Source organism: Helicobacter anseris, from assembly GCF_003364335.1.
GTDB classification, from domain to species: Bacteria; Campylobacterota; Campylobacteria; order Campylobacterales; family Helicobacteraceae; genus Helicobacter_H; species Helicobacter_H anseris.
This window is the reverse complement of record NZ_NXLX01000001.1, coordinates 133,978-160,832: the sequence shown is the minus strand read 5'-3', so window position 1 is coordinate 160,832 and position 26,855 is coordinate 133,978. Positions and strand designations below refer to the sequence as shown.

29 protein-coding genes are annotated in these 26,855 nt (G+C 32.0%); 10 read left to right on the top strand and 19 right to left on the bottom strand.

Annotated features, from left to right (window positions below; translation table 11 throughout):
- Positions 1-75 precede the first annotated feature (75 nt).
- The 4 genes from CQA57_RS00810 to argS are packed head-to-tail and all read left to right on the top strand — an operon-like array spanning position 76 to position 3,939.
- Positions 76-1,395, top strand: a complete 1,320-nt coding sequence (locus CQA57_RS00810; RefSeq protein ID WP_115578332.1) for a hypothetical protein — start codon at positions 76-78, stop codon at positions 1,393-1,395.
- The gene (gene gmk, locus CQA57_RS00805) at positions 1,395-2,006 is read left to right on the top strand and encodes a guanylate kinase (protein ID WP_115578331.1); all 612 of its coding nucleotides are present in this window, start codon (positions 1,395-1,397) and stop codon (positions 2,004-2,006) included. The genes CQA57_RS00810 and gmk overlap by 1 nt, the downstream gene beginning before the upstream one ends.
- A gap of 50 nt (positions 2,007-2,056) precedes the next feature.
- Positions 2,057-2,362 carry a twin-arginine translocase TatA/TatE family subunit gene (gene tatA, locus CQA57_RS00800; RefSeq protein WP_115578330.1) on the top strand — a complete coding sequence of 102 codons (306 nt, stop codon included), beginning with the start codon at positions 2,057-2,059 and terminating at the stop codon, positions 2,360-2,362.
- The gene (gene argS / locus CQA57_RS00795; protein ID WP_115578329.1) at positions 2,362-3,939 is read left to right on the top strand and encodes an arginine--tRNA ligase; all 1,578 of its coding nucleotides are present in this window, start codon (positions 2,362-2,364) and stop codon (positions 3,937-3,939) included. Before tatA ends, argS begins: the two co-directional genes overlap by 1 nt.
- 17 nt (positions 3,940-3,956) lie before the next feature.
- On the opposite strand, the gene glmU is transcribed toward argS, so the two are convergent.
- The 3 genes from glmU to fliP are packed head-to-tail and all read right to left on the bottom strand — an operon-like array spanning position 3,957 to position 8,021.
- Complete coding sequence (gene glmU, locus CQA57_RS00790; protein WP_115578328.1) at positions 3,957-5,267, bottom strand: bifunctional UDP-N-acetylglucosamine diphosphorylase/glucosamine-1-phosphate N-acetyltransferase GlmU; 1,311 nt, start codon at positions 5,265-5,267, stop codon at positions 3,957-3,959.
- A complete protein-coding gene (gene ppk1, locus CQA57_RS00785; protein WP_115578327.1) occupies positions 5,267-7,297 on the bottom strand; it encodes a polyphosphate kinase 1 in 2,031 nt (676 codons plus the stop codon). Before ppk1 ends, glmU begins: the two co-directional genes overlap by 1 nt.
- A 10-nt stretch (positions 7,298-7,307) precedes the next feature.
- Complete coding sequence (gene fliP / locus CQA57_RS00780; protein WP_245941819.1) at positions 7,308-8,021, bottom strand: flagellar type III secretion system pore protein FliP; 714 nt, start codon at positions 8,019-8,021, stop codon at positions 7,308-7,310.
- A gap of 140 nt (positions 8,022-8,161) precedes the next feature.
- Here fliP and CQA57_RS00775 point away from each other — a divergent pair, with 140 nt between their 5' ends.
- The 6 genes from CQA57_RS00775 to CQA57_RS00750 are packed head-to-tail and all read left to right on the top strand — an operon-like array spanning position 8,162 to position 13,172.
- Positions 8,162-8,587, top strand: coding sequence for a DUF411 domain-containing protein (locus CQA57_RS00775; RefSeq protein ID WP_115578325.1), 426 nt, complete (start codon positions 8,162-8,164; stop codon positions 8,585-8,587).
- Positions 8,572-9,093, top strand: coding sequence for a gamma carbonic anhydrase family protein (locus CQA57_RS00770; RefSeq protein ID WP_115578324.1), 522 nt, complete (start codon positions 8,572-8,574; stop codon positions 9,091-9,093). Before CQA57_RS00775 ends, CQA57_RS00770 begins: the two co-directional genes overlap by 16 nt.
- Before the next feature lie 50 nt (positions 9,094-9,143).
- Complete coding sequence (locus CQA57_RS00765) at positions 9,144-10,196, top strand: quinone-dependent dihydroorotate dehydrogenase (protein WP_115578323.1); 1,053 nt, start codon at positions 9,144-9,146, stop codon at positions 10,194-10,196.
- Positions 10,193-11,500: a M16 family metallopeptidase gene (locus CQA57_RS00760; RefSeq protein ID WP_115578322.1), complete on the top strand. Its 1,308-nt coding sequence runs from the start codon at positions 10,193-10,195 to the stop codon at positions 11,498-11,500. Before CQA57_RS00765 ends, CQA57_RS00760 begins: the two co-directional genes overlap by 4 nt.
- Entirely contained in the window at positions 11,500-12,381 is an 882-nt protein-coding gene (gene dapA / locus CQA57_RS00755) for a 4-hydroxy-tetrahydrodipicolinate synthase (RefSeq protein ID WP_115578321.1), read from the top strand. Before CQA57_RS00760 ends, dapA begins: the two co-directional genes overlap by 1 nt.
- Complete coding sequence (locus CQA57_RS00750) at positions 12,381-13,172, top strand: enoyl-ACP reductase (RefSeq protein ID WP_115578402.1); 792 nt, start codon at positions 12,381-12,383, stop codon at positions 13,170-13,172. Before dapA ends, CQA57_RS00750 begins: the two co-directional genes overlap by 1 nt.
- A gap of 14 nt (positions 13,173-13,186) precedes the next feature.
- On the opposite strand, the gene CQA57_RS00745 is transcribed toward CQA57_RS00750, so the two are convergent.
- From CQA57_RS00745 to CQA57_RS00670, 16 genes are all read right to left on the bottom strand, one after another.
- The gene (locus tag CQA57_RS00745) at positions 13,187-14,368 is read right to left on the bottom strand and encodes an NAD(P)/FAD-dependent oxidoreductase (protein ID WP_115578320.1); all 1,182 of its coding nucleotides are present in this window, start codon (positions 14,366-14,368) and stop codon (positions 13,187-13,189) included.
- 70 nt (positions 14,369-14,438) lie between these two features.
- Complete coding sequence (ruvB, locus tag CQA57_RS00740) at positions 14,439-15,431, bottom strand: Holliday junction branch migration DNA helicase RuvB (protein WP_115578319.1); 993 nt, start codon at positions 15,429-15,431, stop codon at positions 14,439-14,441.
- On the bottom strand, positions 15,431-16,216 hold the full coding sequence (panB, locus tag CQA57_RS00735) for a 3-methyl-2-oxobutanoate hydroxymethyltransferase (RefSeq protein ID WP_115578318.1): 786 nt from the start codon (positions 16,214-16,216) through the stop codon (positions 15,431-15,433). Before panB ends, ruvB begins: the two co-directional genes overlap by 1 nt.
- Position 16,217: 1 nt before the next feature.
- A complete protein-coding gene (locus tag CQA57_RS00730) occupies positions 16,218-16,658 on the bottom strand; it encodes a ribosome maturation factor RimP (protein ID WP_115578317.1) in 441 nt (146 codons plus the stop codon).
- Positions 16,659-16,672: 14 nt separating this feature from the next.
- Positions 16,673-17,014, bottom strand: a complete 342-nt coding sequence (rbfA, locus tag CQA57_RS00725) for a 30S ribosome-binding factor RbfA (RefSeq protein WP_115578316.1) — start codon at positions 17,012-17,014, stop codon at positions 16,673-16,675.
- A 3-nt stretch (positions 17,015-17,017) separates the two neighbouring features.
- Positions 17,018-19,546, bottom strand: coding sequence for a translation initiation factor IF-2 (gene infB / locus CQA57_RS00720; RefSeq protein ID WP_115578315.1), 2,529 nt, complete (start codon positions 19,544-19,546; stop codon positions 17,018-17,020).
- On the bottom strand, positions 19,531-19,803 hold the full coding sequence (locus CQA57_RS00715; RefSeq protein ID WP_115578314.1) for a DUF448 domain-containing protein: 273 nt from the start codon (positions 19,801-19,803) through the stop codon (positions 19,531-19,533). The genes infB and CQA57_RS00715 overlap by 16 nt, the downstream gene beginning before the upstream one ends.
- Positions 19,804-19,816: 13 nt before the next feature.
- Positions 19,817-20,701: a homoserine kinase gene (thrB, locus tag CQA57_RS00710; protein WP_115578313.1), complete on the bottom strand. Its 885-nt coding sequence runs from the start codon at positions 20,699-20,701 to the stop codon at positions 19,817-19,819.
- A gap of 20 nt (positions 20,702-20,721) precedes the next feature.
- Positions 20,722-21,189, bottom strand: coding sequence for a hypothetical protein (locus tag CQA57_RS00705; RefSeq protein ID WP_115578312.1), 468 nt, complete (start codon positions 21,187-21,189; stop codon positions 20,722-20,724).
- Positions 21,182-22,069, bottom strand: a complete 888-nt coding sequence (lpxC, locus tag CQA57_RS00700; protein ID WP_115578311.1) for a UDP-3-O-acyl-N-acetylglucosamine deacetylase — start codon at positions 22,067-22,069, stop codon at positions 21,182-21,184. Before lpxC ends, CQA57_RS00705 begins: the two co-directional genes overlap by 8 nt.
- Positions 22,066-22,614, bottom strand: a complete 549-nt coding sequence (locus CQA57_RS00695) for a septum site-determining protein MinC (protein ID WP_115578310.1) — start codon at positions 22,612-22,614, stop codon at positions 22,066-22,068. The genes lpxC and CQA57_RS00695 overlap by 4 nt, the downstream gene beginning before the upstream one ends.
- Positions 22,611-24,014: a M23 family metallopeptidase gene (locus CQA57_RS00690; protein ID WP_115578309.1), complete on the bottom strand. Its 1,404-nt coding sequence runs from the start codon at positions 24,012-24,014 to the stop codon at positions 22,611-22,613. The genes CQA57_RS00695 and CQA57_RS00690 overlap by 4 nt, the downstream gene beginning before the upstream one ends.
- 44 nt (positions 24,015-24,058) lie before the next feature.
- Positions 24,059-24,949: an outer membrane beta-barrel protein gene (locus tag CQA57_RS00685; RefSeq protein ID WP_115578308.1), complete on the bottom strand. Its 891-nt coding sequence runs from the start codon at positions 24,947-24,949 to the stop codon at positions 24,059-24,061.
- 7 nt (positions 24,950-24,956) lie between these two features.
- Positions 24,957-25,604: an outer membrane beta-barrel protein gene (locus CQA57_RS00680; protein ID WP_170126788.1), complete on the bottom strand. Its 648-nt coding sequence runs from the start codon at positions 25,602-25,604 to the stop codon at positions 24,957-24,959.
- Positions 25,594-26,259 carry a hypothetical protein gene (locus CQA57_RS00675; protein WP_115578306.1) on the bottom strand — a complete coding sequence of 222 codons (666 nt, stop codon included), beginning with the start codon at positions 26,257-26,259 and terminating at the stop codon, positions 25,594-25,596. Before CQA57_RS00675 ends, CQA57_RS00680 begins: the two co-directional genes overlap by 11 nt.
- On the bottom strand, positions 26,250-26,855 hold the full coding sequence (locus CQA57_RS00670) for a Crp/Fnr family transcriptional regulator (protein ID WP_115578305.1): 606 nt from the start codon (positions 26,853-26,855) through the stop codon (positions 26,250-26,252). Before CQA57_RS00670 ends, CQA57_RS00675 begins: the two co-directional genes overlap by 10 nt.

Genomic DNA, 26,855 nt, shown 5'->3' with positions numbered 1-26,855 from the left:
AATCACAACCCAAAGAAAACTTCTTTTGTATGCTATAATTTTAACAACAAATTAGATCAAAGCATGGGGCATCTTTTGAAAATTTATCTTTTTAGTAAAGATTCTATGGTTATAAAAATAATAGAAAATAGCGTAAGGAATCTAAATCTTTCATTACATGTTTATGATAATTTTGATGTCTCTTTTGTTGATGTCTCAGAAGATGAAAATATTATTGCTTTCTTTGATGACAGCATACCCAACATCACAGGTATCCCCCCTTTAGAATATGAAAAAATCCTTATTTATAGGAAAACTTCGCAGCCTATCAAAGGATTTGATCACTATATCAAAAAACCATTTTTGCCTACTGAAATTGTTGATTTTATTAGACCAAAAATACCCAAATCTACTATTACGCAAAATACTGAAGTTTTTGCTAAAGAAACATCGCCTTATCACAATGAGGTTTTATTAGATTTTGATAATACAGATGATTTTAAGATTCCAGATCTTGAAACAGAAATAGAAGATAAAAAAGAAGCCATTGAACCCATCTTACAAGAATCAGATACAAACATACAAGAAGTTACGCTCAATACTCAAGAAATTTTAAAAGAAGAAAATTTAAATCACAGAGGAGTTATTCAAGAAAATAATTATATTGCTGAGGCAACTAGTGAGCTTGAAAATAAAGATTTTACAGACTTTGACTTAAATGATCTTGACTTAAATCCTAAAGAAGAAGATATTGATTTTGCCTTGGATGATACAGCAAAAGGGGATTTTTTAGATACTTTTGATTTAGATATTGCAACGCCAGAAAATCCAGAAAATCCAGAAAATCCAGAAAATCCAGAAAATCCAGAAAATCCAGAAAATCCAGAAAATCCAGAAAATCCAGAAAATCCAGAAAACTTAGAAAACTTAGAAAACTTAGAAAACTTAGAAAACTTAGAAAACTTAGAAAACTTAGAAAACTTAGAAAACTTAGAAAACTTAGAAAACTTAGAAAACTCCAATATTCTCAATCTCTCTGAAATTAATGAAGTAAAAAAACTCCTAGAGGAAACAAATATTCAAGAAGAAAACACTCTTTATGAAGACTTTGGCCAAGAATCTTATGAAACACGAGAAGATTCTAAAGATTTTAATAAAGACTTACATCAAAGTATTGAAGAACACTTACAACAAGAGTTTGATATGCCATTTGAAGATCTTAATACAGATATTGATAGTATCACTCTTGAAGAAAGTGATATATTAGAGGCATTAAATCAACCACTCTCTACACTAAAAAACTTTTCATGTTCAAGTAGAGATTTTATTGATTTTATAAAAAACACTCCTGAAGAAAAGCTTCAAAAAATCTTTAATAATTCAAAAATAACTTTGGAAATTGACTTTACAAAATAATGCAAGGACATATCTTAGTTTTATCTGGACCCAGTGGAAGTGGAAAAAGCACCCTATGCAATGCACTAAAAGAAAATTTTACAAATCTTTTTTTCTCAATATCCACCACCACAAGGCTACCAAGAATTAACGAAAAAAATGGGAGGGAATATTTTTTTACCTCTAAAGAAGAATTTTTGGCAGATATTCGTGAAAATAAATTTCTTGAATGGGCAAAAGTGCATAATAATTATTATGGAACTTCACGTATACCTGTTGAAAAAGCACTAGAAGAAGGAAAATTAGTTGTCTTTGATATTGATGTGCAAGGACATAAAAATATTAGGCAATATTATCCGGAATTAACAAAATCTATTTTTATCACTACTCCTAATGATCTTGTGTTAAAAAGTCGTTTGAAACAAAGAAATACAGATACTGAAGAGATTATACAAACTCGCATTAAAAACGCATATCAAGAAATGCTCTCGATTGATGAATTTGATTATCTCATCATCAATGATAATATTGAAGAATCTATACGCAAAATTTTAGCAATTGCACATACATTACCCTGCACAAGATTTGATGCAAAATCAATTTGTGCAAAATGGAAAACTATTGAAAAGTAGTTTTTTGTTGTATAATCCCAAATAATCAATTTAATGACAAAGGACTAAGAATGGGTGGATTTGGTAGCATTTGGCATTGGGTAATTGTTTTACTTGTAATTATTTTGCTTTTTGGTGCAAAAAAGATACCAGAGTTGGCAAAAGGTTTAGGCAGCGGTATTAAAAATTTTAAAAAAGCTGTTCGAGAAGATGATGAAGAAGAAGAAAATATCATACAAGCTCAGGAAATAAAAAAAGAACAACCAAAAAAAGTAAGTGCTCCAAGAAAGCCGCGCGCAACCTCTAGCACATCTACAAAGAAGAGCACAAAGACTGCTACAAAAAAGACTACCACAAGAAAAACTAAGGAGGCTTAATGCATCAGTGCATTAAGCAATTACTGCAAGATATTATAGGAGTTGATGAGATTATTCTAGAAACTCCAAAGAATAAAGAATATGGACATTTTGCAACTCCAGTAGCCTTTAGTCTTGCAAAAACCTTAAAACAACCTCCTATTGCCATTGCTCAAGAGATTGCTAAAAAGATTTCTAGTGAAGATACCTTTGAAAAAGTGGATGTATTAAATGGCTATATTAACCTTACACTATCAGATAAATTTTTAGATTCTCAAGTAGCAAACTTTTTAAAACCATCAAAAATATCCTCTCCAAAAAAACAAAAAATACTTTTAGAATATGTAAGTGCAAATCCCACTGGACCATTACACATAGGGCATGCAAGAGGAGCTGTTTTTGGGGATAGCCTTACTAAAATAGGAAGATATTTGGGCTATGATATCACAACAGAGTATTATATCAATGATGCTGGTGCTCAAATATCTATGCTTGGCTTATCTATTCTTTTAGCAGGGCAGGAATATATTCTAAAACAACGAGTTACATATCCAGAGAACTACTACAAAGGTGAATATATTATTGATATCGCGCAACTTGCTGCACAACATTTTGGTTTAGATATTTTTGATGAAAAAAATCTTCAAATCCTTGGTAATTTTGGCAAAGATCTTATGCTCAAAGAAATACAAGAGAATCTTCAAGAAGTTGGTATTTATTTTGATAGTTTCGTGAGTGAGCAATCACTCTATCAAGAATGGAATGATATTTTTGGAAAATTGCAAAAAAATAAGGCAGTCTATGAAAAAGATGGAAAGTCCTGGCTAAACTCCCAAGAAAAAGGTGATGAAAAAGATAGGGTGATTATTAGAGAAAATAAAGAGCCTACATATTTAGCAGGGGATATTATTTATCATCATGATAAATTTATCAGACACTATGATCATTATATCAATATCTGGGGTGCAGATCATCATGGATATATCAATCGCATTAAAGCGAGTCTAGAATTTTTAAATTTTGATAGTAAAAAACTAGAGATAATTTTGGCTCAAATGGTAAGCCTACTGAAAGGTGGGGAGCCCTATAAAATGAGTAAGCGTGCGGGTAATTTTATTTTAATGAAAGATGTAACTAAAGACATTGGCTCTGATTCTCTACGCTTTATCTTTTTATCAAAAAAACTTGACACTGCCTTAGAATTTGATGTCAATGATCTTGATAAACAAGATTCTAGCAATCCTGTATTTTATATCAACTATGCCAATGCTAGAATTCATACATTATTTGAAAAAACTGCACAACAAAATTTTGATAGCACCTCACTTCTTGGATTAAAAAATCAAAGTGCAAAAAATCTTTTATTCCAAGCAATGCAAATACAAAAAGTTTTAGAAAATGCCTTTGAAGAAAGAGCCTTGCAAAAAGTTTGTGAGTATCTAAAAAATCTTGCCGCAGACTTTCATAGTTTTTATAATGCACATAAGATTCTAGGCTCATCAGAGGAAATACAAATCTTAAAAATATGCAAAGTTGTAAGCACTTCGCTTACACTAGGACTAAGCCTTTTAGGAATCAAGGCAAAAATAAAGATGTAAATAAACCTTATTTTGGTTTATTTACTAAAGAATTTAAAGAAACCTTTTTTAATATTTTTTTGTTGGGTTCTAGAAAGAACCAAGTCACCCTCATCGCATTCTTTTGTCACCGTGCTTCCAGCACCAATTAAAACATTTGATGGGATACAAAGAGGTGCTACAAGTTGGGTATCACTGCCAATAAAAACATTTTTTCCTATAAAAGTTTTAGATTTTTTAACACCATCATAATTACATGTAATAACACCTGCACCAATATTACTCCCCTCTTGAACTTCACAATCACCCAAATAACTCAAATGGCCAGCCTTAACTCCATCCAATTTACTTGCTTTTACCTCAACAAAATTTCCAATATGAGTATTTGAAATAACACTATTTGGACGAATATGCGCTAATGGTCCTACATCGCTTGAGATAATCTCACTTGATTCAATAACACTATGAGATTTTATTAAACTTGATTTTATTTTGCTATTTCCTGTAATCCTCACACCCTGCTCAATCTCGCATTCTCCCTCAAATTCCACTTCACTCTCAATATAAATAGTATGTGGAAGATGTAAAATCACACCCCTTAACATTAAATCTTTCCTAATTCTATCCAACATCTTTTCTTCCACATAAGATAAATCAAGTTTAGAATTTACACCAAGAAAATTATCACTCTCGCTAATGAGAGGCGTAACTTTTAAATGATTTTTTATTCCAAAAGAGATAATATCTGTAAGATAATATTCGCTTTGTACATTATTATTGGTAAGTTTTGGCAAAAAACCTTCAAGAATCTTTCTATCAACCACATAAACTCCAGCATTTACAAGATTGATTCTCTTTTGCTCTTCTGTGCAATCCCTATCCTCTTTAATTGCCATCACCCTATCTTGATCAATCAGAACTCTCCCATATCCACTTGGATTAGCAAGTTTGATGACACTAAGGGCAATATCACCTTGTGCTTGCAATAGTTTTTGCATATCACTAGCTAAAATCAATGGCATATCTCCATTTAAAATCAATATTTTTTCATATTTTGTTTTAAATGGCTTTTGCAAACCACTATCCATAAGAGCTCCACCAGTGCCTGGAAACTTCGATAAATCCTGAAAATGAAAAGTAATTTTCTTTGGAAAGTTTTCTTGTATTTTTTCTTGTATCAAATCTGCTTGATGTGCTAAAACTAAGTGAATATCATCACTAATCTTTAAAGCCTCTTGAATAATATAAAATAACAAAGGTTTTCCACATACCTTATGCAATACTTTTGGCAATTGAGAATACATTCTTGTGCCCTTCCCAGCAGCCATTATAACAACTGAATTTTTCATCACAACCTCTCTTTAAAATAATCTTGTCTTTGTATATTTTCTTCATAAAAAATTTGCGCATTTACTTTTTTATATTGCTTAACTTTGTGATAATTACCCATAGAATCTAATTGATATAAATTTACATCATCACTTAACTGCATTTTTAAAATATCTAACATTTTTTCCTTCCACTCTAAAGAAGTGATAGGTGTTAAAATCTCAACGCGTCTTTCTAAATTTCTAGGCATCAAGTCAGCACTCGAAAAAAAGATAGCGTGACAATGCTTAAAATAATATATTCTAGCATGCTCAAGATATTTTCCAACAAGTGAAAACACTCGAATATTCTCACTCATTTTATTAACTCGTGGCACCAAACAGCAAATCCCTCTTATTAGCAAATCCACTTTCACACCACACGATGAAGCATGATAGAGTGCTTTAATCACATCACTATCTACCAAAGCATTTGCTTTTAAAATAATATACCCCTTTTCCCCATATTGTGCTTCTTGGGCAATTAAGTCTAATATTTTATGCTTGATTTGCGTAGGCGCCATATAGAGTTTTTGCAATGAAGTTTTATATGCTATTCCTATTGATAATGCATGAAAAAATTGAATAATATCTTCTACGATTTTTGAATCTGAGCTCATAAAACTAAGATCTGTATAGATTTTTGCACTCACAGGATTATAATTTCCACTACTTAAATGCGCATATCCTTGCAATTTCTCACCTTCTTGCCTAATGACTAAGGCAACTTTAGCATGCACCTTTAAGCCAAAAATCCCATAAATTACATGAGCCCCTGCTTCTTCTAATGCTTTTGCCCAATGTAAATTATTTTCTTCATCAAAACGAGCCTTTAGTTCCACCAAAACAGTGACTTGTTTTGTTTCAGCAGCTCGTATTAAAGATTCTACAATTGGAGAATCTTTACCAACACGATAAAGTGTCATTCTAATAGAGAGCACATCAGGATCCTTGCTTGCTTGATGTATAAACTCACTAATAGCATCAAAAGATTCATAAGGATGAAACAACAAAAAGTCTTGCTTTTTTATTGTTTCAAATATATTGTTTTTATTCTCTAATAATCCTATATTCTTTGGAACAAATGGCGGGAGCATTAAATGGGCAAAATCCTGCTTGTCCATAAGTTCCCACAATGACGCCTTATTCAAAAAAGTTTTATAAAAATAAACATCTTTATCCTGAATTTGAGTTTGCTTTTTGATAAAATCTTGCAAATCTCTTGCCCTTTCATCTCCACAAAACTCTAAACGCACAAAATTTCCATTGCGTCTAGCTTTAATACCCTCATTCATTAACTCAATAAAGTCATCTGCCTCTTCTTCCTCAATTTCAATATCAGCATTTCTAGTAACACGAAATGCCAAAAACTCTTGAACTTCAAATCCAAAAAAAAGTGTATGAGAAAAAGCCCCGATAATACTCTCAATGCTTACAAACAAGCCCTTATCAACACAAAAAAAACGCTTTAAGATTCTAGGAATACGAATGATTCCATAATACATTGCCCCATCTTCTCTTTTTTTTAATTTCAAAACAATACCAAAGCTTAAATTATTAAGATGTGGGAAAGGATTTGTAGAATCAATTACCATTGGAACTATAATTGGATAGAGTTGATTATCAAAATAATCTTTCATCTTCTTCTGATAAACTTCCTCTTTTAAATCAGAATACTCTTTGATAAAAAAACCCTCTAAAGCTAGTTGTTGTTGTAATTGCGTAAAGATATTTTCAAATTCTTTTTGCTCTTCTCTTAAATAATGCTCAATCTTTTCAAGCTGTTCTTTTACGCTTAATTTATCAGCACCAATTTCAACAATATGATTTGCATACAATCTCTGAAGTCCAGCAACACGAATCATATAAAATTCATCTAAATTAGTGCTATAAATTGCCAAAAATTTTAAACGCTCCAAAAGTGGAAAATCTTCTCTTTTAGCCTGTTCTAATACACGAGTATTAAATCGCAACCAAGAAAGTTCGCGATTAAAAAAAGCATTATGCTCCATAATTTAAATATCACCTAAAACTTGCAACAAGATTACCTATCAGTAAATTAAACCCATCTACTAAAACAAAAATCAATATTTTAAAAGGTAAAGAAATCATTACTGGTGGCAACATCATCATCCCCATAGCCATCAAAATTGAACTCACAACCATATCAATTACTAAAAAAGGCAAATACAACAAAAATCCTATCTGAAATGCTGTCTTTAACTCACTAATCATAAAAGCTGGTATTAAAACACTCAAAGGAACATCTTGTGTTGTTTGGGGGTTAGGCAAATCACGTATTCTAAAAAATAAAGCCAAGTCTTTCTCTCTTGTGTTATTTAACATAAAATCCTTAAAAGGCTGTATCCCCTTATCAAAAGCAGCTTCATAAGAAATCTTATTATCCATGTAAGGCTTGATTGCCTGATTATAAGATTCCTTCATTGCAGGCTCCATAATAAAAAAAGTCAATACCAATGCAAGAGAAACCAAAATTTGCGTAGGAGGAGACTGCTGAGTCCCCAAAGCAGTTCTTAAAAATGCAAAAACAATAATCAAACGCGTAAAACTAGTCATCACTAACACCAAAGATGGAGCCAATACTAGAAGCGTTAATACCAAAACAACATTTAAAGTAGTAACGAGTTGTTTTGGTGTATCTGGTGCAGTCAATGATAAATTTACTGTTGGAATAGTAGGATTTGCTGCAAACGCAAAAATGCAACTACAAAACAATACGAAAATTATAAACCTTGCTAATCTCAATTTCAAGCTCCAGAATCAACTATCATCTTTAGATATATATTTTAGTTACATAAGTATAAATCTTTTTATGTTAAAGTTTGATAAATCCAACCCAATCTCAAAGGTTTTTTATGAAAAAAATACTCTTCATTCTTTATTCTCTTTTATCTTTTGTTTTTGCCAATCCTCAAGTCATCGTTTATGAAAGTCCAAGCTGTGGATGTTGTGAATACTGGAGCAAACATCTTCAAGAAAATGGATTTAAAACAAAAGATGTCAAAACACCAGATTTCTACAAACTCAAAATACATTTTAATATCCCTGAAAATCTACAAAGCTGTCATACCGCTATTGTTGATAGATATTTTATAGAGGGACATGTACCAGCAGAAGATATTCAAAAACTTTTATCAGAAAAACCTAAGGATATTTTAGGATTGATTGTTGCTGGTATGCCTATAGGAAGTCCTGGGATGGAGCAAGGAAACTTCAAAGAATCTTTTAAAGTATTGGCATTAAAAGAAAATGGAGAGACAATTATATGGAACCAGTATTAAAATCTCATCAAAATAAAAATCCAAAAATACATCCAGAGGCTTTTTTATTTGAAAATACCTGTCTTATTGGCGATGTGCAAATACAAAAAAATTGCAGCATTTGGTTTGGAAGTGTCTTAAGGGGTGATGTTAATAAAATTTTTATTGATGAAGGAAGCAATATACAAGATCTTTGCACAATACACGTGGATTATCATCCGCAAAATGGAAATGTTAGCATTGGAAAAAATGTCACCATAGGACACAATTGTATTATCCATGCTTGTAAAATTTATGATAATGTTTTAATCGGTATGGGAAGCATTGTTATGGATAATGCCATCATAGAAGAAAATTGTATCATTGGGGCTAATTCCCTTATTACAAAAAATAAAGTTTTCCCAAAAAATTCCCTTATTATGGGAAATCCAGCAAAAGTTATCCGACAACTTAGTGAAGAAGAAATACTTTCTATAAAACTTTCTGCACAACATTATATAGAGCTTGCAAAAAGTTATAAGAATTAGGCTTTTTTAAGTAAAATTAAAATACTTAAATTTGATTCTAAAAAGGAATTGTGATGTATAAAAAGATTCGCAAAGTTTTGTTTCAAATAGACCCAGAGAAGGCACATAGTCTTGTTGAATTTTTTCTAAGATATATTGCAAATCAACCTATTATTCAAGATTTAATGGCAAAAAATTTCTACTACCAAGATTCTATGCTTTCAAACAAAATTTGTGGTTTGGATTTTTACAATCCAATTGGCATAGGTGCTGGATTTGATAAAAATTGCACAATGATTGAAGGATTAACTACACTTGGTTTTGGCTATCTAGAACTAGGAACAATTACAAAAAAACCTCAAAATGGCAATCCTAAGCCTCGATTATTTAGACATATTCAAGAGGAAAGTATCCAAAATGCAATGGGATTTAACAATGAAGGCTCTCAAGTTATCTCATCACGACTAAAAAAACTTTATCCTTTTAGCATTCCCCTTGGTATCAATCTTGGAAAAAATAAAGAGATAGAACAAAAAGACGCTCTAAAAGACTATCAAGATGTATTAGAAGTCTTTGTTAATTTGGGTGATTACTTTGTTTTTAATCTTTCCTCTCCCAATACTCCAAATTTAAGGGATTTGCAAAATACAACTTTTGTAGATGAGCTCTTTAGTATGGCTAGAGAAAAAACTCATAAACCTATCTTTTTAAAAATATCTCCTGATATGAATCTAGATTCTATGCTAGAAGTTTGTCAAAAAGCTATAGATAAAAATGCAAGTGGAATTATTGCTACCAATACTACGATTGATTATTCACTTGTCCAATCACCAAAAAATATTGGAGGAATTAGTGGCAAGGCATTACAAGAAAAAAGTTTTGAAGTTTTTAAGGTCCTAGCCAAAGCCTTTTTTAAAAAAACAACCCTCATTAGCGTTGGAGGTATTTCAGATGCAACTGAAGCATACAAAAGACTAAGACACGGTGCTTCACTTATCCAACTTTATACTTCTTTTATTTTTGAAGGTCCTAGTATTTGCAAAAATATAAATCAAAATCTTGCACAAATGATAAAAAATGATGGTTTTGAAAATATTTCAGAAATCATAGGAATTGATTTATGAAGAAGTTTTTATTTCTTTTAGGAGTGATTATGAGTGTTCATTTTGCTAGCAGCTTACCAAAATATGAAAGTATTAAATTAGACAATGGATTAGAAGTTGTTGTCATACCCATCAACAACAAAAGTGGTGTGATTCAAACAAGTGTTTTTTATAAGGTTGGTTCAAGAAATGAATTTATGGGAAAAAGTGGCATTGCACATATGCTTGAACATCTAAATTTTAAATCCACTAAGAATCTTAAGGCTGGAGAATTTGATGAAATTGTAAAAAGATTTGGTGGCATTACCAATGCTTCCACAGGTTTTGACTACACCCACTATTTTATCAAATCAAGTGCTCAAAATCTCGATCAATCTCTTGATTTATTTGCAGAACTTATGCAAAATCTAGCCCTTAAAGAAGATGAATTTTTACCAGAACGAGATGTAGTAGCTGAAGAAAGAAGATGGAGAACAGATAATAATCCTGTTGGTTATCTTTATTTTAGATTCTTTAACACTGCTTTTATCTACCATCCCTATCATTGGACTCCTATTGGTTTTATGGATGATATATTAAATTGGAATATCCAAGATATTAGAAATTTTCATTCTACTTTTTACCAACCAAATAATGCAATTATTATTGTTGCTGGGGATATTTCCCCTCAAGAAGTTTTCAAAAAAGCTACTCAATATTTTAATAACATCAAAAATACAGCACCCATCCCTATAGTTTTTACAAAAGAACCAAAACAAGATGGACCAAGAGAAGTTGTTATTTATAGAGATACGCAATTACAATGGCTTGCCTTTGGTTTCAAAATACCAAGTTTTGATTCTAAAGATCAAGTAGCACTCAGTGCATTATCAAGCCTTCTGAGCAATGGAAAAAGTAGCCTGCTTTATAAGGAACTTGTGGATTCCAAAAGAATGTCTAACCAAATTTATGGATACAATATGGATCTAATTGATGAAGGTGTATTTATGTTTATTGCTTCTGCAAATGAAAATATACAAGCAGAAGATATTAAAAAAGAAATTTTAAAAATTATTAAAAAAATTCAATCTGGGGACATCTCTCAAGAGGAATTAGATAAATTAAAAATCAATACTAAAGCAGACTTTATTTATAGCCTTGAAGATGCATCAAGTGTTGCGGACTTATTTGGTAGCTATTTTGCTAGAGGCAATATTAAACCACTATTAAACTATGAAGAAGACTTCGCAAAACTTACAATAAAAGATCTTGTTGATGTTGCAAACAAATATCTTATTTTAGATCAATCAACAAGTTTAATTTTAAAACCAAGCAAGGAGAAATAATGCTTTCTGGTGCTATGAGTGCTCTAATCACCCCTTTTAAAAATAATAAAATTGATGAACAAACTTACATTAGATTGATAGAAAGACAGATAAAATACGGGATGCAAGCCTGTGTTCCTGTAGGAACTACAGGAGAATCTGCAACCCTTAGTCATAAAGAACATATGCAATGTATTGAAATTGCTGTTTGCACCTGTAAAAATAAGGGGGTTAAAGTGCTAGCTGGTGCTGGAAGCAACTGCACTCAAGAAGCAATAGAGCTTGCACAATTTGCCCAAAAATGTGGTGCTGATGCCATATTGTGTGTTAGCCCTTATTACAATAAGCCTACGCAAGAAGGGCTATATCAACATTACAAAGCTGTGGCAAATTCTGTAGAAATTCCATTGATGCTCTACAATGTTCCAGGAAGAACTGGTGTAAATATAGAACCACAAACTGCAATTAGGCTTTTTAAAGATATTGAAAATATTTTTGCTATCAAAGAAGCTAATGGACATATGGATACTATCGTCGAACTCAATACCCACGCTCAAGATCTTTTGATATTTAGCGGAGATGATGCAATCAACTATCCTATACTTGCTAATGGCGGAAAAGGAGTAATATCAGTCACTGGAAACTTACTTCCAGATAAAATTTCAAAACTTACAGAATATGCTCTTTATGGAAAATTAACAGAATCTAAAGCAATAAATAATGAACTTTATGATATAAATAGAGTTTTATTTTGCGAAAGCAATCCAATACCAATAAAAGCAGCAATGTTTATCGCTGGTCTATTGGATACCCTAGAGTATCGATTACCACTTCTCCAACCTAGCAGGGAGAATATGAGGTTAATTGAAAATACTTTACAAAACTATGAGGTGTTAAAATGATGAATGCAACAATGGAATATATGAAAGGTAAAACTCTTGTAATTAGTGGAGCTACAAGAGGAATTGGAAAAGCTATTTTATATAGATTTGCAGAATGTGGTGTTAATATTGCCTTCACTTACAACAAAAATGAGGAAGAGGCGCAAAAAATTGCCGAGGATGTAATAAAAAAATTTGGTATCAAAGCTTGTTATTACCCGTTGAATGTTTTAGAGCCAGAGCAATACACCACCCTTTTTGAACAAATCGATAAAGATTTTGATAGGGTAGACTTTTTTGTTAGCAATGCTATTATTTATGGTCGTAGTGTTGTAGGTGGCTTTGCTCCATTTATGAGATTAAAACCAAAGGGATTAAATAATATTTATACAGCAACAGTTTTAGCTTTTGTGGTTGGGGCACAAGAAGCAGCAAAAAGGATGAAAGAAGTAGGTGGTGGAGCAATAGTTTCTCTTAGCTCAACTGGAAATCTTGTCTATATGCCAAATTATGCAGGTCATGGCAATTCAAAAAATGCCGTTGAAACAATGGTAAAATATGCTGCTACTGAGCTTGGGGAATTTGGCATTCGTGTTAATGCAGTAAGCGGTGGTCCTATCGATACTGATGCACTAAGAGCTTTCCCAGATTACGATGAAGTAAAGGCAAAAGTAGAAGAACAATCCCCATTAAAAAGAATGGGTTCTCCTGAAGATCTAGCTGGTGCAGCTCTATTTTTATGTGATAAAACACAAAGTGGATGGCTCACTGGACAAACAATTGTTATTGATGGTGGAACAACTTTCAAATAAAATCTTTTAAAGGATTATTTAAATAATCCTTTAAGCCCAAGTATTTTAAATAACCACTTTTTCTCAATCACCCTTTTTAGTCTCATTGCAAAGAAACCACTAATTTTATTTTTTCCTACTAGACCTATCGCGTATTTATCTCCTATAGAACACACTGTTCCTTGAGATTTATATGTAAATTTTTCCACTCCTAGACCTAAAATTCTATTGCTAAATGCTTTTCCCAAATACTCTCCTTGTTTAATTGCAATCTGACCTGTTGGGGGATAGAATCTATTTGTATCAGGGTCTTTTAACATGCAGCAATCACCAATAATATAAATATTTTTCATTAAGTCTTGGTTCTTTTGAGCAATGGGTTGTAAATAAGAATCTACTTCTACTTTTGATCTATGAGATGTAAAGAATTCTGATTTTTCAATTACTAAATTCCCCTTCACTCCAGCAGTCCAAATAATCAATCCTCCATCAAAGATTCTCTCTTTTTCACTTTCTTGAACAACTACCCTGCGATTTTCACATCTTAAAATCTTACATCCTGTAGCAAGCTTAACTCCGCAATCTTTTAAAAATATTTTTGCTTTATTCACAAGTTCATTTGGAAACATAGGCAAAATATCTAGCATTGCTTCTATACATACAATTTCCACCAAATTAAAATCTACTGATTTTTGCAAACAAATTTGCTTTAATCCCACAAGCAAAGCCCCTATTGTTTCAATTCCACTAAAACCCCCACCACAAACAATAAATCGCAAATCACTTTCATCTTTTGTTTGCTTGTATCTATCAATTTGACTCACTATCTTTTGATTCAATAAAGATGCATTCTTAAAATCCTCTATAGGAAAACTAAACTCTTTAACACCTTGAATGCCAAAATCATCAGATTGAAAACCAAGTCCAACCACTAAATAGTCATACGCATAATGCTCATTTTTGCAAATAATTTTATCTTGTGTAATTTCAACAACCTCATCATTAACAAAACAAACTTGATTAGGAATAATATCCCTTATTAAAAAAGTAGTCTCATTATTTATCCCTCCCACAACTTCATGTAACAATATGCTTATATAATGATAATCATACTTACTAATCAATGTCACTTTCGCAAAATCAAATACCTTAGGGTGTAATTTTTTTAAAAAAGAAATACTTCCATAACCAGCACCAAGCACAACAACATTTTTCATTCTTCTTCTCCTTTTTAAAGACAAAAAGATTCTACTAAAAAGTATCTAAAAAGTTATCTCAAAATTAGTTTTAAAGGGAATTAAAAAATTTATGTGTAAGTATTCTACCCTTTGCAGTCTTTTCTATAAAACCATTTGCAAGTAAAAATGGTTCAATGGCTTCTTCGATTGTCATTTCATCCTCACTCATTGCAGCAGAGATAGTGCTTAACCCCATAGGCTTCCCCTTAGCATTTTTCAAAACTTCAAAATATCTCAAATCTAGAGTATCAAAACCAAAATCATTGATTCCAAGTTCATTGAGTGCATACTTTGTTGTCTCTATACCTATCTCCTCTTCATCATTTATCTCAGAAAAATCTCTTACACGCTTTAGTAACCTCAAAGCAATTCTTGGCGTCCCTCTTGACCTCTTTGCTATTTCATATGCACTTTCATTTGAGATTCTTTTACCAAGTTTTAAAATTGCTTTTTGCAAAATCAATGCGAGCTCTTCTTTAGTATAAAATTCCATTCTAAAATTCATACCAAATCTATCTCTCAATGGATTACTCAACATCCCTGCGCGTGTCGTAGCACCAATAAGCGTAAAACGCGGTAAATCAATTTTAATTGTCTGAGCAGCAGGACCAGATCCGATAATAATATCCAATCTAAAATCCTCCATAGCAGGATATAAGATCTCCTCAATTGCAGGAGATAAGCGATGAATCTCATCAATAAATAAAATATCCCCCTCACTTAAATTTGTCATTATTGCCGCTAAATCTCCTGATTTTTCAATCAGTGGAGCAGCAGTTACCCTAATATTTGTCTCCATTTTTGATGCAATAATGTAACTTAATGTTGTTTTTCCAAGTCCTGGTGGCCCAAAAAAAAGGATATGATCTAAAGCCTCTCCTCTTTTTTTGCTTGCTCTAATAAATACATCAAGATTTTTTTTTATCTGTTCTTGACCTACATAATCCTCCCATATACTTGGACGCAAAACATTCTCTTCCCTCTCCTCAAATTTAATTTTCTCAACATTGCTTATACGTGTATCTAAGGAAATTTTTTCCATCAATAACTTTCATCAATGCTTGGGAATCTTTTCGTTTTTACGTCATCTGTATAACTTCTAATTGCTTTTTTTAATAATTCCTCACCATCTAAATAATAACGCACAAACTTTGGTTTAAAATCTTTAAAGAAACCAAAAGCATCACTCCAAACTAAGATTTGTCCATCACAATCAACACCACTACCTATACCAATTGTAGGTATCTTAAGCATTTGAGTAATTTGTGTAGCTACTTCTTGTTTTATACCTTCTAAAACAATTGCAAAAACACCAGCTTCTTGCAATGCTAATGCTTCTTCCATCAATCTTTGTGCATCAAGTTCATTTTTACCCTTTATTTTATATCCCCCCTCACTTCTTGCAAATTGAGGCATTAGCCCAATATGTCCCATTACCGCAATACCCTCATCAATGATAGATTTTACAATGCCAACACGATTTAATCCCCCCTCAAGTTTTATAGCAGAAGCATTGGTTTCTTTGTAAAATCTCACTGCATTTTTTATTGCTTCCCTTTGATTCTGATAACTTCCAAAACTCATATCTCCAACAACAAATGATTGTTTTACTGCTCTACAAACAGCCTTAGTGTGATAAATCATCTCATCAATGCCTATCGCCAAAGTATCACTAAAACCACAAAAACTCTGTGCAAGACTATCCCCTACTAAGATTACATCAACCTCTCCATCAAATATTCTGCCAAAAAGTGCATCATAGGCAGTTATAGCAGTTATTTTCTCTATATTTTTTTTCTTTTGTAAAGTATTGATTGTTACTTTCATATTACCACTCCAAAATTGTCTTAACTTTTTTTAATCTATCAAAAGGGTATTGTTGATTAACGCCATCAATCTCAAAAGTCACATTGTCATCATTTAAATCTTTCAAAATTGCCTCAAATTCCTCTTTATTATCCAATCGAACCAAAACTTTTTGATTCAATGACAAAGAAAAATGTCTTGGTGTCTTTAATATCCTCTCAATACCAGGAGAACTTACTTCCATAAAATAAGGTTTATCATCACGAATATATACATCAAGCAATGGCGATAATACTTCGCTAATTTCCTGACACACATCAAGTGTAACCCTTTTTGTATTGCTAGCAATGGAGATTCTAAAAATATCATTCTTATTTTCTTTTAAAAAAGAAATATCATAAAGTTCAAATCCAAAACTCTGAATAACTTTCTCAATTTTTTGCTCAAGTTCCAAACTTACCATACACACCCCATATATCACTTACTAATTTTTTCAAATATTCTATCTAGATTATTTACACGACCAAAGCTCTCATCAGCCTTAAAGCAAAATTTAGGACACCTAAACCACCCACTAGAGCTTAAAACATACTCTCTTAAAGTTCCTTGTGCCTTCTGCAATAAAGACAATAGTTTTTTTTGCTCTTCTTTATCTTGAGTATCAAATAAAATAAAAACATCTGCATTATGCTTACCCCTAGAACAGAGGACTTCTGTGATTGTTAGGCTATTGATACGAGTATCACTCAAATTTACCAAAGCCTGACTTAAAAGCTCAAGCAATAAAGATTGTGTTCTTTGTATCTTTATATCTTTCATTGATTAAATTTTTTGAGCCTTGGCTATCTCTTTGTAGGTTTCAAATACATCTCCTACTTGAATATCATTAAAATTCTCAAGCATAATGCCGCACTCATAACCCTTATTGACTTCTTTAACATCATCTTTAAAGCGCTTTAAGGATGCAATAATACCTTCATGTATAACAACACCATTTCTAATTAAGCGTATTTTAATACCTCTTTGTATCACGCCATCCACAACCATACATCCAGCAATAACCCCAACTTTTGCAATACTAAATGTTTCTCTGACTTCTGCTTGACCGGTGTGTTCTTCCTCAAATACAGGAGACATCATACCAGATACTAACGCTTTAATATCATCAATTAAAGCATAGATAATTGAATAAGTTTTTATCTCAACGCCAAGCTCCTTGCTCTTTGTTTTCACAACACCTGTTGGACGAATATTAAAACCTAAAATCATACAATTTTTTGAGGCCGCAGCCAAAGAAACATCACTCTCTGATATACCTCCAACCCCAGAGCTAATAATATTGATTTCAACCTCTTGGTTATTTAATTTAAGCAAGCTTGCCTTAATTGCCTCAAGACTTCCTTGAGTATCTGCCTTAACAATTACAGGCAAAGACTTTAAATTACCTTTTGCAACCATTTCTGCAAGCTCATCAAAAGAAACCTTTGTCGTCTTTGAAAGCTCTTTTTGTCTTAGATACGCACTTCTTTTTTGTGCATACTCCCTTGCAATAGCATCACTCTCCACACTAGCTAAAACAATGCCTGCACTAGGAATCTCTCCCAACCCTACAACAACAGCAACGCCAGAAGGTCCGAGCTCTTGAATATTCTTACCCTTATCATCAATCAAAGCCCTTACACGGCCAAAAGTAGTATCTGCTACAATAGAATCCCCTACTCTTAATGTCCCGTCCTGAACAATCACTGTAGCAACAGGTCCTCTACCCTTATCCATACTACCCTCTAAAACTATAGCCTTTGCTCTCTTTTTAGGATTAGCTTTTAACTCCAAAATTTCTGCTTGAATGAGTATTGTTTCAAGCAATGTTTCAATTCCCTCTCCTGTCTTTGCAGAAATGCCAATAAACTCATACTCACCGCCCCAATCATTTGGAGTAAAGCCAATCTCTGAACACTCAGCCTTAAGCTTATCAATATTGATATTTTCTTTATCAATTTTATTCATAGCAACAATAATTTGAACACCAGCGGCTTTTGCATGATTAAAGGCCTCAATCGTTTGTTGTTTTACTCCATCATCAGCAGCTACCACTATAATTGCAATATCTGTAATCTGAGCCCCACGACTTCTCATTTCTGTAAAGGCTTCATGTCCAGGAGTATCGATAAAAGAAATCATATGTCCATTTTTTTCAACACTATATGCACCAATATGTTGCGTAATTCCCCCAGATTCCCCACTTGCGATACGACTATTGCGTATTTTATCTAGCAAAGAAGTCTTACCATGATCAACATGCCCCATAATTGTTACAACAGGAGGTCTTACAACAAAATCTGCACTATTTTGCTCCGTATCTTCTTGATCAAAATAAGCAAAATCATCAGTATTATTTTGCAGATTAAAACTTATCTGAAATTCTTCACATAAAATTTCAATAGCATCCTTATCTAAAAAATCATTTTTAGTAACCATCATGCCAAGATTAAACAAAACCTTTACTACTTCATTTAACTTAAGACCTGCCAAATCAGCAAACTCATATACACGAACTTCTTCAGGTATATTTATTATTTCCTTCTTATCTAAATTTTCTTTTTTTTCTGTTTGCAATGCCTTATTTTTCTTTTTACTTTTACGGCTAATTCCCCCCTCATTCATCCAAGGATTCTTTTTTTGAACCTTAATTCGATCAACCATTGCTTGCTTTACTTGAGCATCTTTTTCTTCATCTATAATTTCTTGCTCATGTAAATCAAAAAGCATAATTTCATTATCTTCTTCTTCATAATCTAAAATTTCTCTATCTTTAAGCAAATCAATCTTTTGCTCATTATGCTTGTGTGAAACCTGAGGCTGCTTTACCTTTACTTTCTTTTTTTGCTCAACTTTTACTTCTGAAGAATCTTCTTTCAAAGTATCCATCATTTCTTTAACGCTGTAATGTGCTTTCTTTGCCTCTGGTTTTGGCGCTAAGGCTTCTTCATTATGTTTTTTTACAATCCTAATACCCGTGCGCCTAGCTACATGTTGTTGCACATTTTCTTGCTGCTCTTTAATCTCTTGAATATCTTTTTTATTTTCCACCTCATCATTTTTAGGAATCTTGGCACTACTCTTTGTTTCTTTTGATTTTTTCTCAACTTTTTTTGGTTGAAATTTTTGCATCAACTCATCTTTGCTTAATTGCCCCATAAAAAAACTAATAAATAATTCTGCGGTTGATACATCTACACTACTTGAAGCTGCCTTCACGCTTAATCCCAATTCTTTTGCAAGCTCTAAAACTTCTTTTGAAGTTTTTCCTATCTCTTGTGCAACCTCTGATATCTTTACTTTATCTGACATTTTTCTCTTATCTCCTGAATATTTAAATAAAGTTGTTCTTTGTCTTTTGAAATTTGTTTTAATTTCTGAAGTTTATGATGCACTTTGAGATCCCCAAGACAATCCACGCACAAATAAATACTCCTGCCAAAACCATCAAAAAAAACTAACTTTTCATTTAAAACTTTTAAACGAATCAATTCTCTTTGAATAAATCTAGTGCGACAAACTACGCACATTCTTATGGGCTTATCTTTCTCAAAAATCACACGAGGCATTATATCTAAAATTTCACTCTTTCTCTATTTGCAAGCCCTGATTATCAAAAGCCAAGTCCAATACTCTAAAATTTGAAAATCTCGCTTGCATTGCTTTTAATATTTTTTGCGCATCATCCTTAAAACAAATATTTAAAAATGAAGACCCACTTCCAGATAGAGTGCTCATTAAAGCACCATTTTCTAAAGCTACTTTTTGCACAGCAAACAATACGGGATATTGCTTCATTCTACGATATTGATGAAACTTATCCTTACTTGCTATACGCAACATATCCCACTTCTCCTGCATAAAGGCCATACACATCAATGAAGATCGTGAAAGATTATACACACTATCAGTATTGGTATATTTTTTTGGCAAAGTTTGTCTTGAATATTTTGTTGATATTGCCCTATTTGGTATCACTACCACAGCTCTAATATCATCTGATATATTCTGCTTTAAATGCAATACCTTGCCATTATCCACGACAGCAACATTAAAACCTCCAAAAATTGCAGGGGTAATGTTATCTGGATGATTTTCATATTGCAAAGCAAGATTTAATATCTCTTGTTTATCAATCTTTCCATATTTTAATAAGTGTGCCATACCCAATGCTGCACTAATTACCGCTGAACTACTACCAAGTCCTCTTGAAATTGGAATCTTATTACGAAATTCAAAAGCAAAAGTTCGATCAGATATTCCCATTTTTTTTAAGTTTTCTGAAAAAATTTTCACAAAAACATTATCTGCTTTCAATTTATTAAAATTTTCACCCTCGCCGATAATATCAATGGTTTGAAGACAAGAATTTGTTATACAAAAATAATTTCTAAAATCTAAACTCAAACCCAAACAATCAAAACCAGGACCTAAATTTGCGCTTGTTGCAGGAACACTAATTATCATTTTCTTCCTTTTGTAATTTATTAAACTGGTGGGACAACATACAAAGGTTCAAGAGGCTGATTAAAATCTTGAGGAATTAGTTTTTGCGGTAAAGTAAAATCATCATCACCTACTTGTGCTGTTGTTGCAATCAAAGCAATTTGTCCTTTTTCATCTTTTTGAAAATATTGATTTCCAAAAGCATGAATTATCCCTTTCTTATTAAAATAAAAACTATCCACAGCAAATGCCTTTATTTCAGATACAACCACAAGTGTTTGTATAAAAATATGCAAGAGCTTTATTGCACTCAAACTTCCAGGACCCCTTGCATAAAAAATACGCTCTACACTAACCTTGGCTTTAGCCTCTAACCAAAGTTTTGTTAATGCATCCAATGTTTTTAATGTCTCTTTTTTAGAATCTACAAGAATTAGATTCTCATAAAATCCATACAAAACCCCCGTTTTTGTGGCAACTAGCACCAAATCAGATTGTTTTTTATTCAAACTCTTTTACCAATTCCATAATTGCGACTTCTTCTGTCTCTTCCACCAATTCATACGCATCAACTTCTTCTAAAATTTTTTTTGTTAAAAGAGAATTGAGCTTATGGCTTCCTGCAAACGAAACATAGCTTCCTAAAAGTGGCATTCCCAAAATAGCCATATCACCAATTGCATCTAAAATTTTATGACGCACAAACTCTTCTTTATATCTTAATCCCTCTTTGTTTAAGATTCCATTTTCATCAAGCACAATACAATTATTTAAACTTCCACCTAAACCAAGTCCTTGAGATCTCAAATAATTCACATCTTGCAAAAAACCAAAAGTTCTAGCCCTAGCAATCTCCTCCTTATACCCCTGCTTGCTAAAAACAAATTTATAGCTTTGTTGCCTAATTGCAGGATGTGCAAAATCGATAGAAAAATCAAAAATAGTTTGCTGGCTAGGTTCTATACGCACAAATTTATCACCATCTTTTACTTCTATAGGTTTTTTAATAGCCATAATCTTTCTATTTGCATCCAAAACCCTTATTCCAGCCTCATCTAAAATCATACAATAACCAATAGAACTACCATCCATTATAGGTATTTCTTCATTATCTACTGATATCTTTAAATTATCAATACCATAAGCATAAACAGCAGACATTAAATGCTCAATGGTTGAGATTTTTGCCTCTCCCTTACTTAATACCGTTGCCATCATTGTATTTGTAACATTTTGGGGACACATAGGAATGCTTACACCCAAATCACTTCTATAAAACACAATACCACTATCAGCTTCTAAAGGCTCTAGCACCATTTTTACAGGAACCCCCTTATGTAGCCCTATTCCAACTAATTCTACTTTCTTTGCAATCGTTCTTTGTTTCATTTTAATTCCTTAATGGTGATAAAATCTCCATTTCTAATCACAAGCTTTAAGTTTTGAGGATTTGAATTTATCTTATCTAACATCTCTTTTGAAAAAATTTGACCATTAAAAATAATATGATTAGCATGAATATTTTTTAAAATCAAATATGCTCCATCGCACTCAATTCTTCCTTCACAATTACCAAATATTGAAATACAGCCGGTTGCAGAAATCCTAGCACCATTATGCACATTATCACAGATAATCAAATCTCCTTGGTGTTCAATATCCTCACCACTGCGAACAGGTTTTGAAATAATTTTTAATTTTTCTACCTCTCTACTTTTTTCAACCTTTATGGGTGCAAAGGAGTGATTAGGTACAAAATAAGTAAGTCCTAATTGCAAAGCAAGCTCTTCAAGCTCTTTTTGGGGTGTATGTGCAAAAAATATTAGATAATCTTTAAGCAATAAAGAGTGTTTTTGAAGAAAATCCAGACACTCTTCTAAGTCTGTATTATCAATTTCAAATACTCTTATACTTCTTTGTTTGGTCTGAATCATTTCTCTGCCTCTATAATATTTTGTGCTCTTAAAAATACATCTGTAATATTATTTTTTATCCATTTTGCATCCATCCATTCTACCACTCTTACTGGTTGCCCTTGTATCAATATACCCAAATGCAAATGATCGCCAAAAGCCCAACCAGTCTGACCCGTATTCCCTATCTGAGTATATGCTAGAATTTCTTGACCACTTTTGCAACTAAAGGATGATAAATGCGAATATAATGAAGCCAACCCAACTCCGTGATCAACAATTACTGTGTTACCATAAACACCAAGTAATCCATTAAACACAACTTTACCAGCATTTGTGCTAATAACTGGTGCATGCTTAAAATTTGCAATATCTAAACCCAAATGCATTGATTTTGAAAACTTCCTATCCTTATAGAGATAGGTCCTATGATCGCCAAAACTCCCTACTACTTGACTTTTTTTCAGTGGCAAGAAAACATTAAAATTCATAGGTTTTAGATAACCTTGAGGAGAGATATTGCCTGTTATTCTGGAAATAATATTTTCATCTTTACTGCGTATCAATTCATTGATATACTTAAACTTTTCTAAAGAATTATCAAAACTATTTGGAGACCTCTCTCCTATAATTTCAATCAAACCATCAAGTTTTGTATTTAAAAACTGATCAGTAATTTTAATATCTGAAAAACGATATCTAATATTAGAATCTTTTACAATAGGTATAGCCACTCTTTTTGCATTCCAAGCCTTATCAATTGCCGTAATTGTTCCTGCAAAAATTTTATTTTTAATAGGCCAAGCAATCAATACTGCATAATACCCTTCTTTTAAAAAAGGAAAAGCTCTAAATTCATCTGTTCCATTTGTCACAATTACTTCTTGTGTACTTTTGTCATTGATTTTAAAAATAAGCAATGCACTCCCACCATAGGATATTTTGTATGAGCTAGCAATCATTCTCACAATAGGTGCTTCTGTATCAATAGTAAAATTAAAATGAAGCTTTGTGGTATTTCCACCAAAGAAGTTAGCATTACTCCAATCATTTACTATAATTTCATAAAAAACCCTGTCGTTATCCTTAAGGATTATATTTGGTTTTGGCAAGGCGACTTTAATATTTTTTGGACGCTTAACAATAGCTTCTTGCTTATCTACTATTACCTTCCCCTCAGCATTTCTAGCTAATATTTTATAACTTCTAATCCCACTTTCATCACTCATATAAATTGACATATCACGATTAAAATTCCAAAAAGCTTCCCCCTCAGTGACAAGTTTTTCTTCTGAACCTATTTGAGTTACAAGCTTTACTTTTGGAGGAACTTTTTCAAAAAACTTTGAGTGGTAAATCCAATAGCCAAAAAAACCTATTCCTGCAAGAATAATCATTTGAAATAAAAATTTTAAACGCAACTGCCACTCTCCTATTTATAACTAGGGAATTTTACACTAAAAAATTAAAATACATAAATATAACCAAGAGTAAAAAAACTTGATCGTTTAAAATCAATATCTTGAGACATTAATTCTTTTTCTTCACTACCATTGGAATATATAGCTGTCTTTTCTAGTCCTAGACGCAAAAAACTCACAGGAACCTTAAGACCAAATTCAAAGCGATGTTTTTTGAGATAAGAAATATTACAACCAATATTAAAAGCATAATCAATTTGCAAAAAATTCTTCCATAAGATATTTTCACTTACAAAACTTTTATCAAGCAATAACTCATTTATATTTTTACCTTCTTCACTCATCAACATTATTCCAAAGCCAAATCCTAAAAATACCCCAACATCAAATTTTTTACCGATAGGATATTCCCCCAAAAAATCAAAATTCAATGCTCCTAGCATATAAGTATTTTTTCCAATGGAGTTGCTATGATATTTTATAGTTCCACTACCCAAAAGAGCATCTCCATAAATCCTTGTTCCAAAATACTCAGAAAAGAAATTTTGATATCCCATCTTGCCCCCAAAAAGAAACTCTGTTGCACTAGTATCAAAGTTTTGCAATAAAACTCCTGTATTACTTGCACCCTCAACATTATTTTTTCTATTATATTTGCCATCATCATAGGCATTATAAATAGTTCCCATACCTATTGAGATTCCTAGAAAAAATCCATTTTTTAAATAAAAATCTTTTTGTTTTAAAATCTCTTGTTGCTTTAAAATTTTATCTTGAGGCTCATAACCATAAGATCCAATCTCTTGTTGCAATCTTTCAATCTCTGTGTCTAATTTCTCTTTTAAATCTTGTTCTGAAGCATATTGAGAATCTAAACCATCAAAAGCAATCATAAAATGAAAATAAAAAGATAGAAAAAATATTATTCTCTTCATTGCAATCCTAAAAATTGTAGTAATATGTAATAAGATACAAGTTTTTTGTACTTAAAGTATTTCCAAAATTTTTAATTGGTGGCACCTTTAAATGCAAATCGATGCGATGTCTAATATCCAAAATAACACTAATACCAAAATTTACAAATAAGCCCAAATCTAAAAAGCTTTTTGTATATTCAAGCTGAGTGCTTAAAATACCCATACCATAGCCACCAAAAAAACCAATGCCATACTTTTTATTTTTATCAAACATTACATCAGCCATTACATCAAAATTTACTGTTGCATTTTGATAGATATATTTATCACTTTCTACAAAACCAGCACCAATCAAATAATCCAAATATGCCCGAAACCCAGCTTGTGTATTTTCAAAAAATTTTTGATATCCTCCTCTTATGCCAAACAAAAAAGGGTGGTAAACATTTGAAAAAATATTTTTTATTTCAAAAGCACTATTCCCAATAGTAGCTCCCACAAAAAAGCCATTTTTAAGCTTTAAATTTTCTTGATTCTTTTTTTGCTCTTCTATATTCCAGAGCTGTCCTTTTAAAAAATAAATCTCCTTTTGTTTTTCTGAAATATCATTTTCTACCTCATTGCACCAAGCAAAAAGACTAAATATAAAAAATATTACAACTCTAAAATACATAGCCATATCCAATCATAAATAATGCCCCAAACCAATCAACACTACTATTGGTAAGAATCTTCATCTCAAAATCCATACGATGATGCTCTAAAAAAGAAGTTCCAATACCCATATTTAACAAAAAAGAAAAATCAGAATCTGCGCGAGAGTTGTAAGTCATACTTCCAACACCTGTTCCAACAATAATTCCCAAATCTACATTTTTAATCACAGGAAATTCCAAAAGAATATCTCCGCCAATTAAAATTGAAGAAAACTTATCACGACCAAAAATCCCATTGTTAGACATTGATGAAATATATTGGACATAGATTCTTTTTCCAAAAACCCCAGCTTTTGATAATCTATCAAAAAATGAAGGCAAAAATGACTGATAGCCCAAACGCACACCATAAGCAAATGCATATTTCTCATCATCGATTTGATTAGACACAACGCTCATTCCACCTAAATTTGCCCCCAAAAACAATCCTGTCTTTTCCTCACCCTTATCAATAGCCTTTATAACACTTGATATCTCATCATCTGTGGCAGCTCCATAAAAAACAATGTAAGGATAATACTTTAAATCCAAATTTTCATAATCAACTTTTGCTTGATTCCCAAAAACACAATAAAACAAAAATAATATACAACAGCAAAATCTCACAAACATTGTTTCAAGGCCTCTAAATCCAGTATCTTTATCTTGCCACTACAAGTATCAATCAATCTTTCTTCTTTAAGTTTTTTTATTGTTCTAGAAAGTGTTTCAGGAGTTGTATTGATAAATCTAGCAATTTCTTTTTGAGCAAAATTCTCAAGCTCCGCCTTGCGACCAATAATAAACTTAATGAAGCGAAGCCTTACGCTCATTGTAAAATTCTGATTGATAGAATACTCCAAAAATTTTATTTTAAGCATCAAAGATTTGATAAAAAGCATACAAATTTCTTGATGTGCAAAAAGCTTTTCTTTAAACTTTTGGAAATCAATTTTTAAAACCACACTATCACTTTCAAAACTTGCACTAGCAGGATATAACAATCCTTCAAAAACAGGCATTTCTGCTATAAAGCTAGGACTTTGCAAAAAATGAATGTTAATAACTAGCCCTGCTTCATCTGTCTTATAAAGTCGCACACATCCCTTTAAAAGCAAGTATAAATCCTTTGGTTTTTGCCCCTCATAAAACAAAATGGCATTTTTTTTATATTCTTGTTTTTTGCCTATAGCTTCAAAAAAACTTAATAATTCTTCAGAAAATTGCAT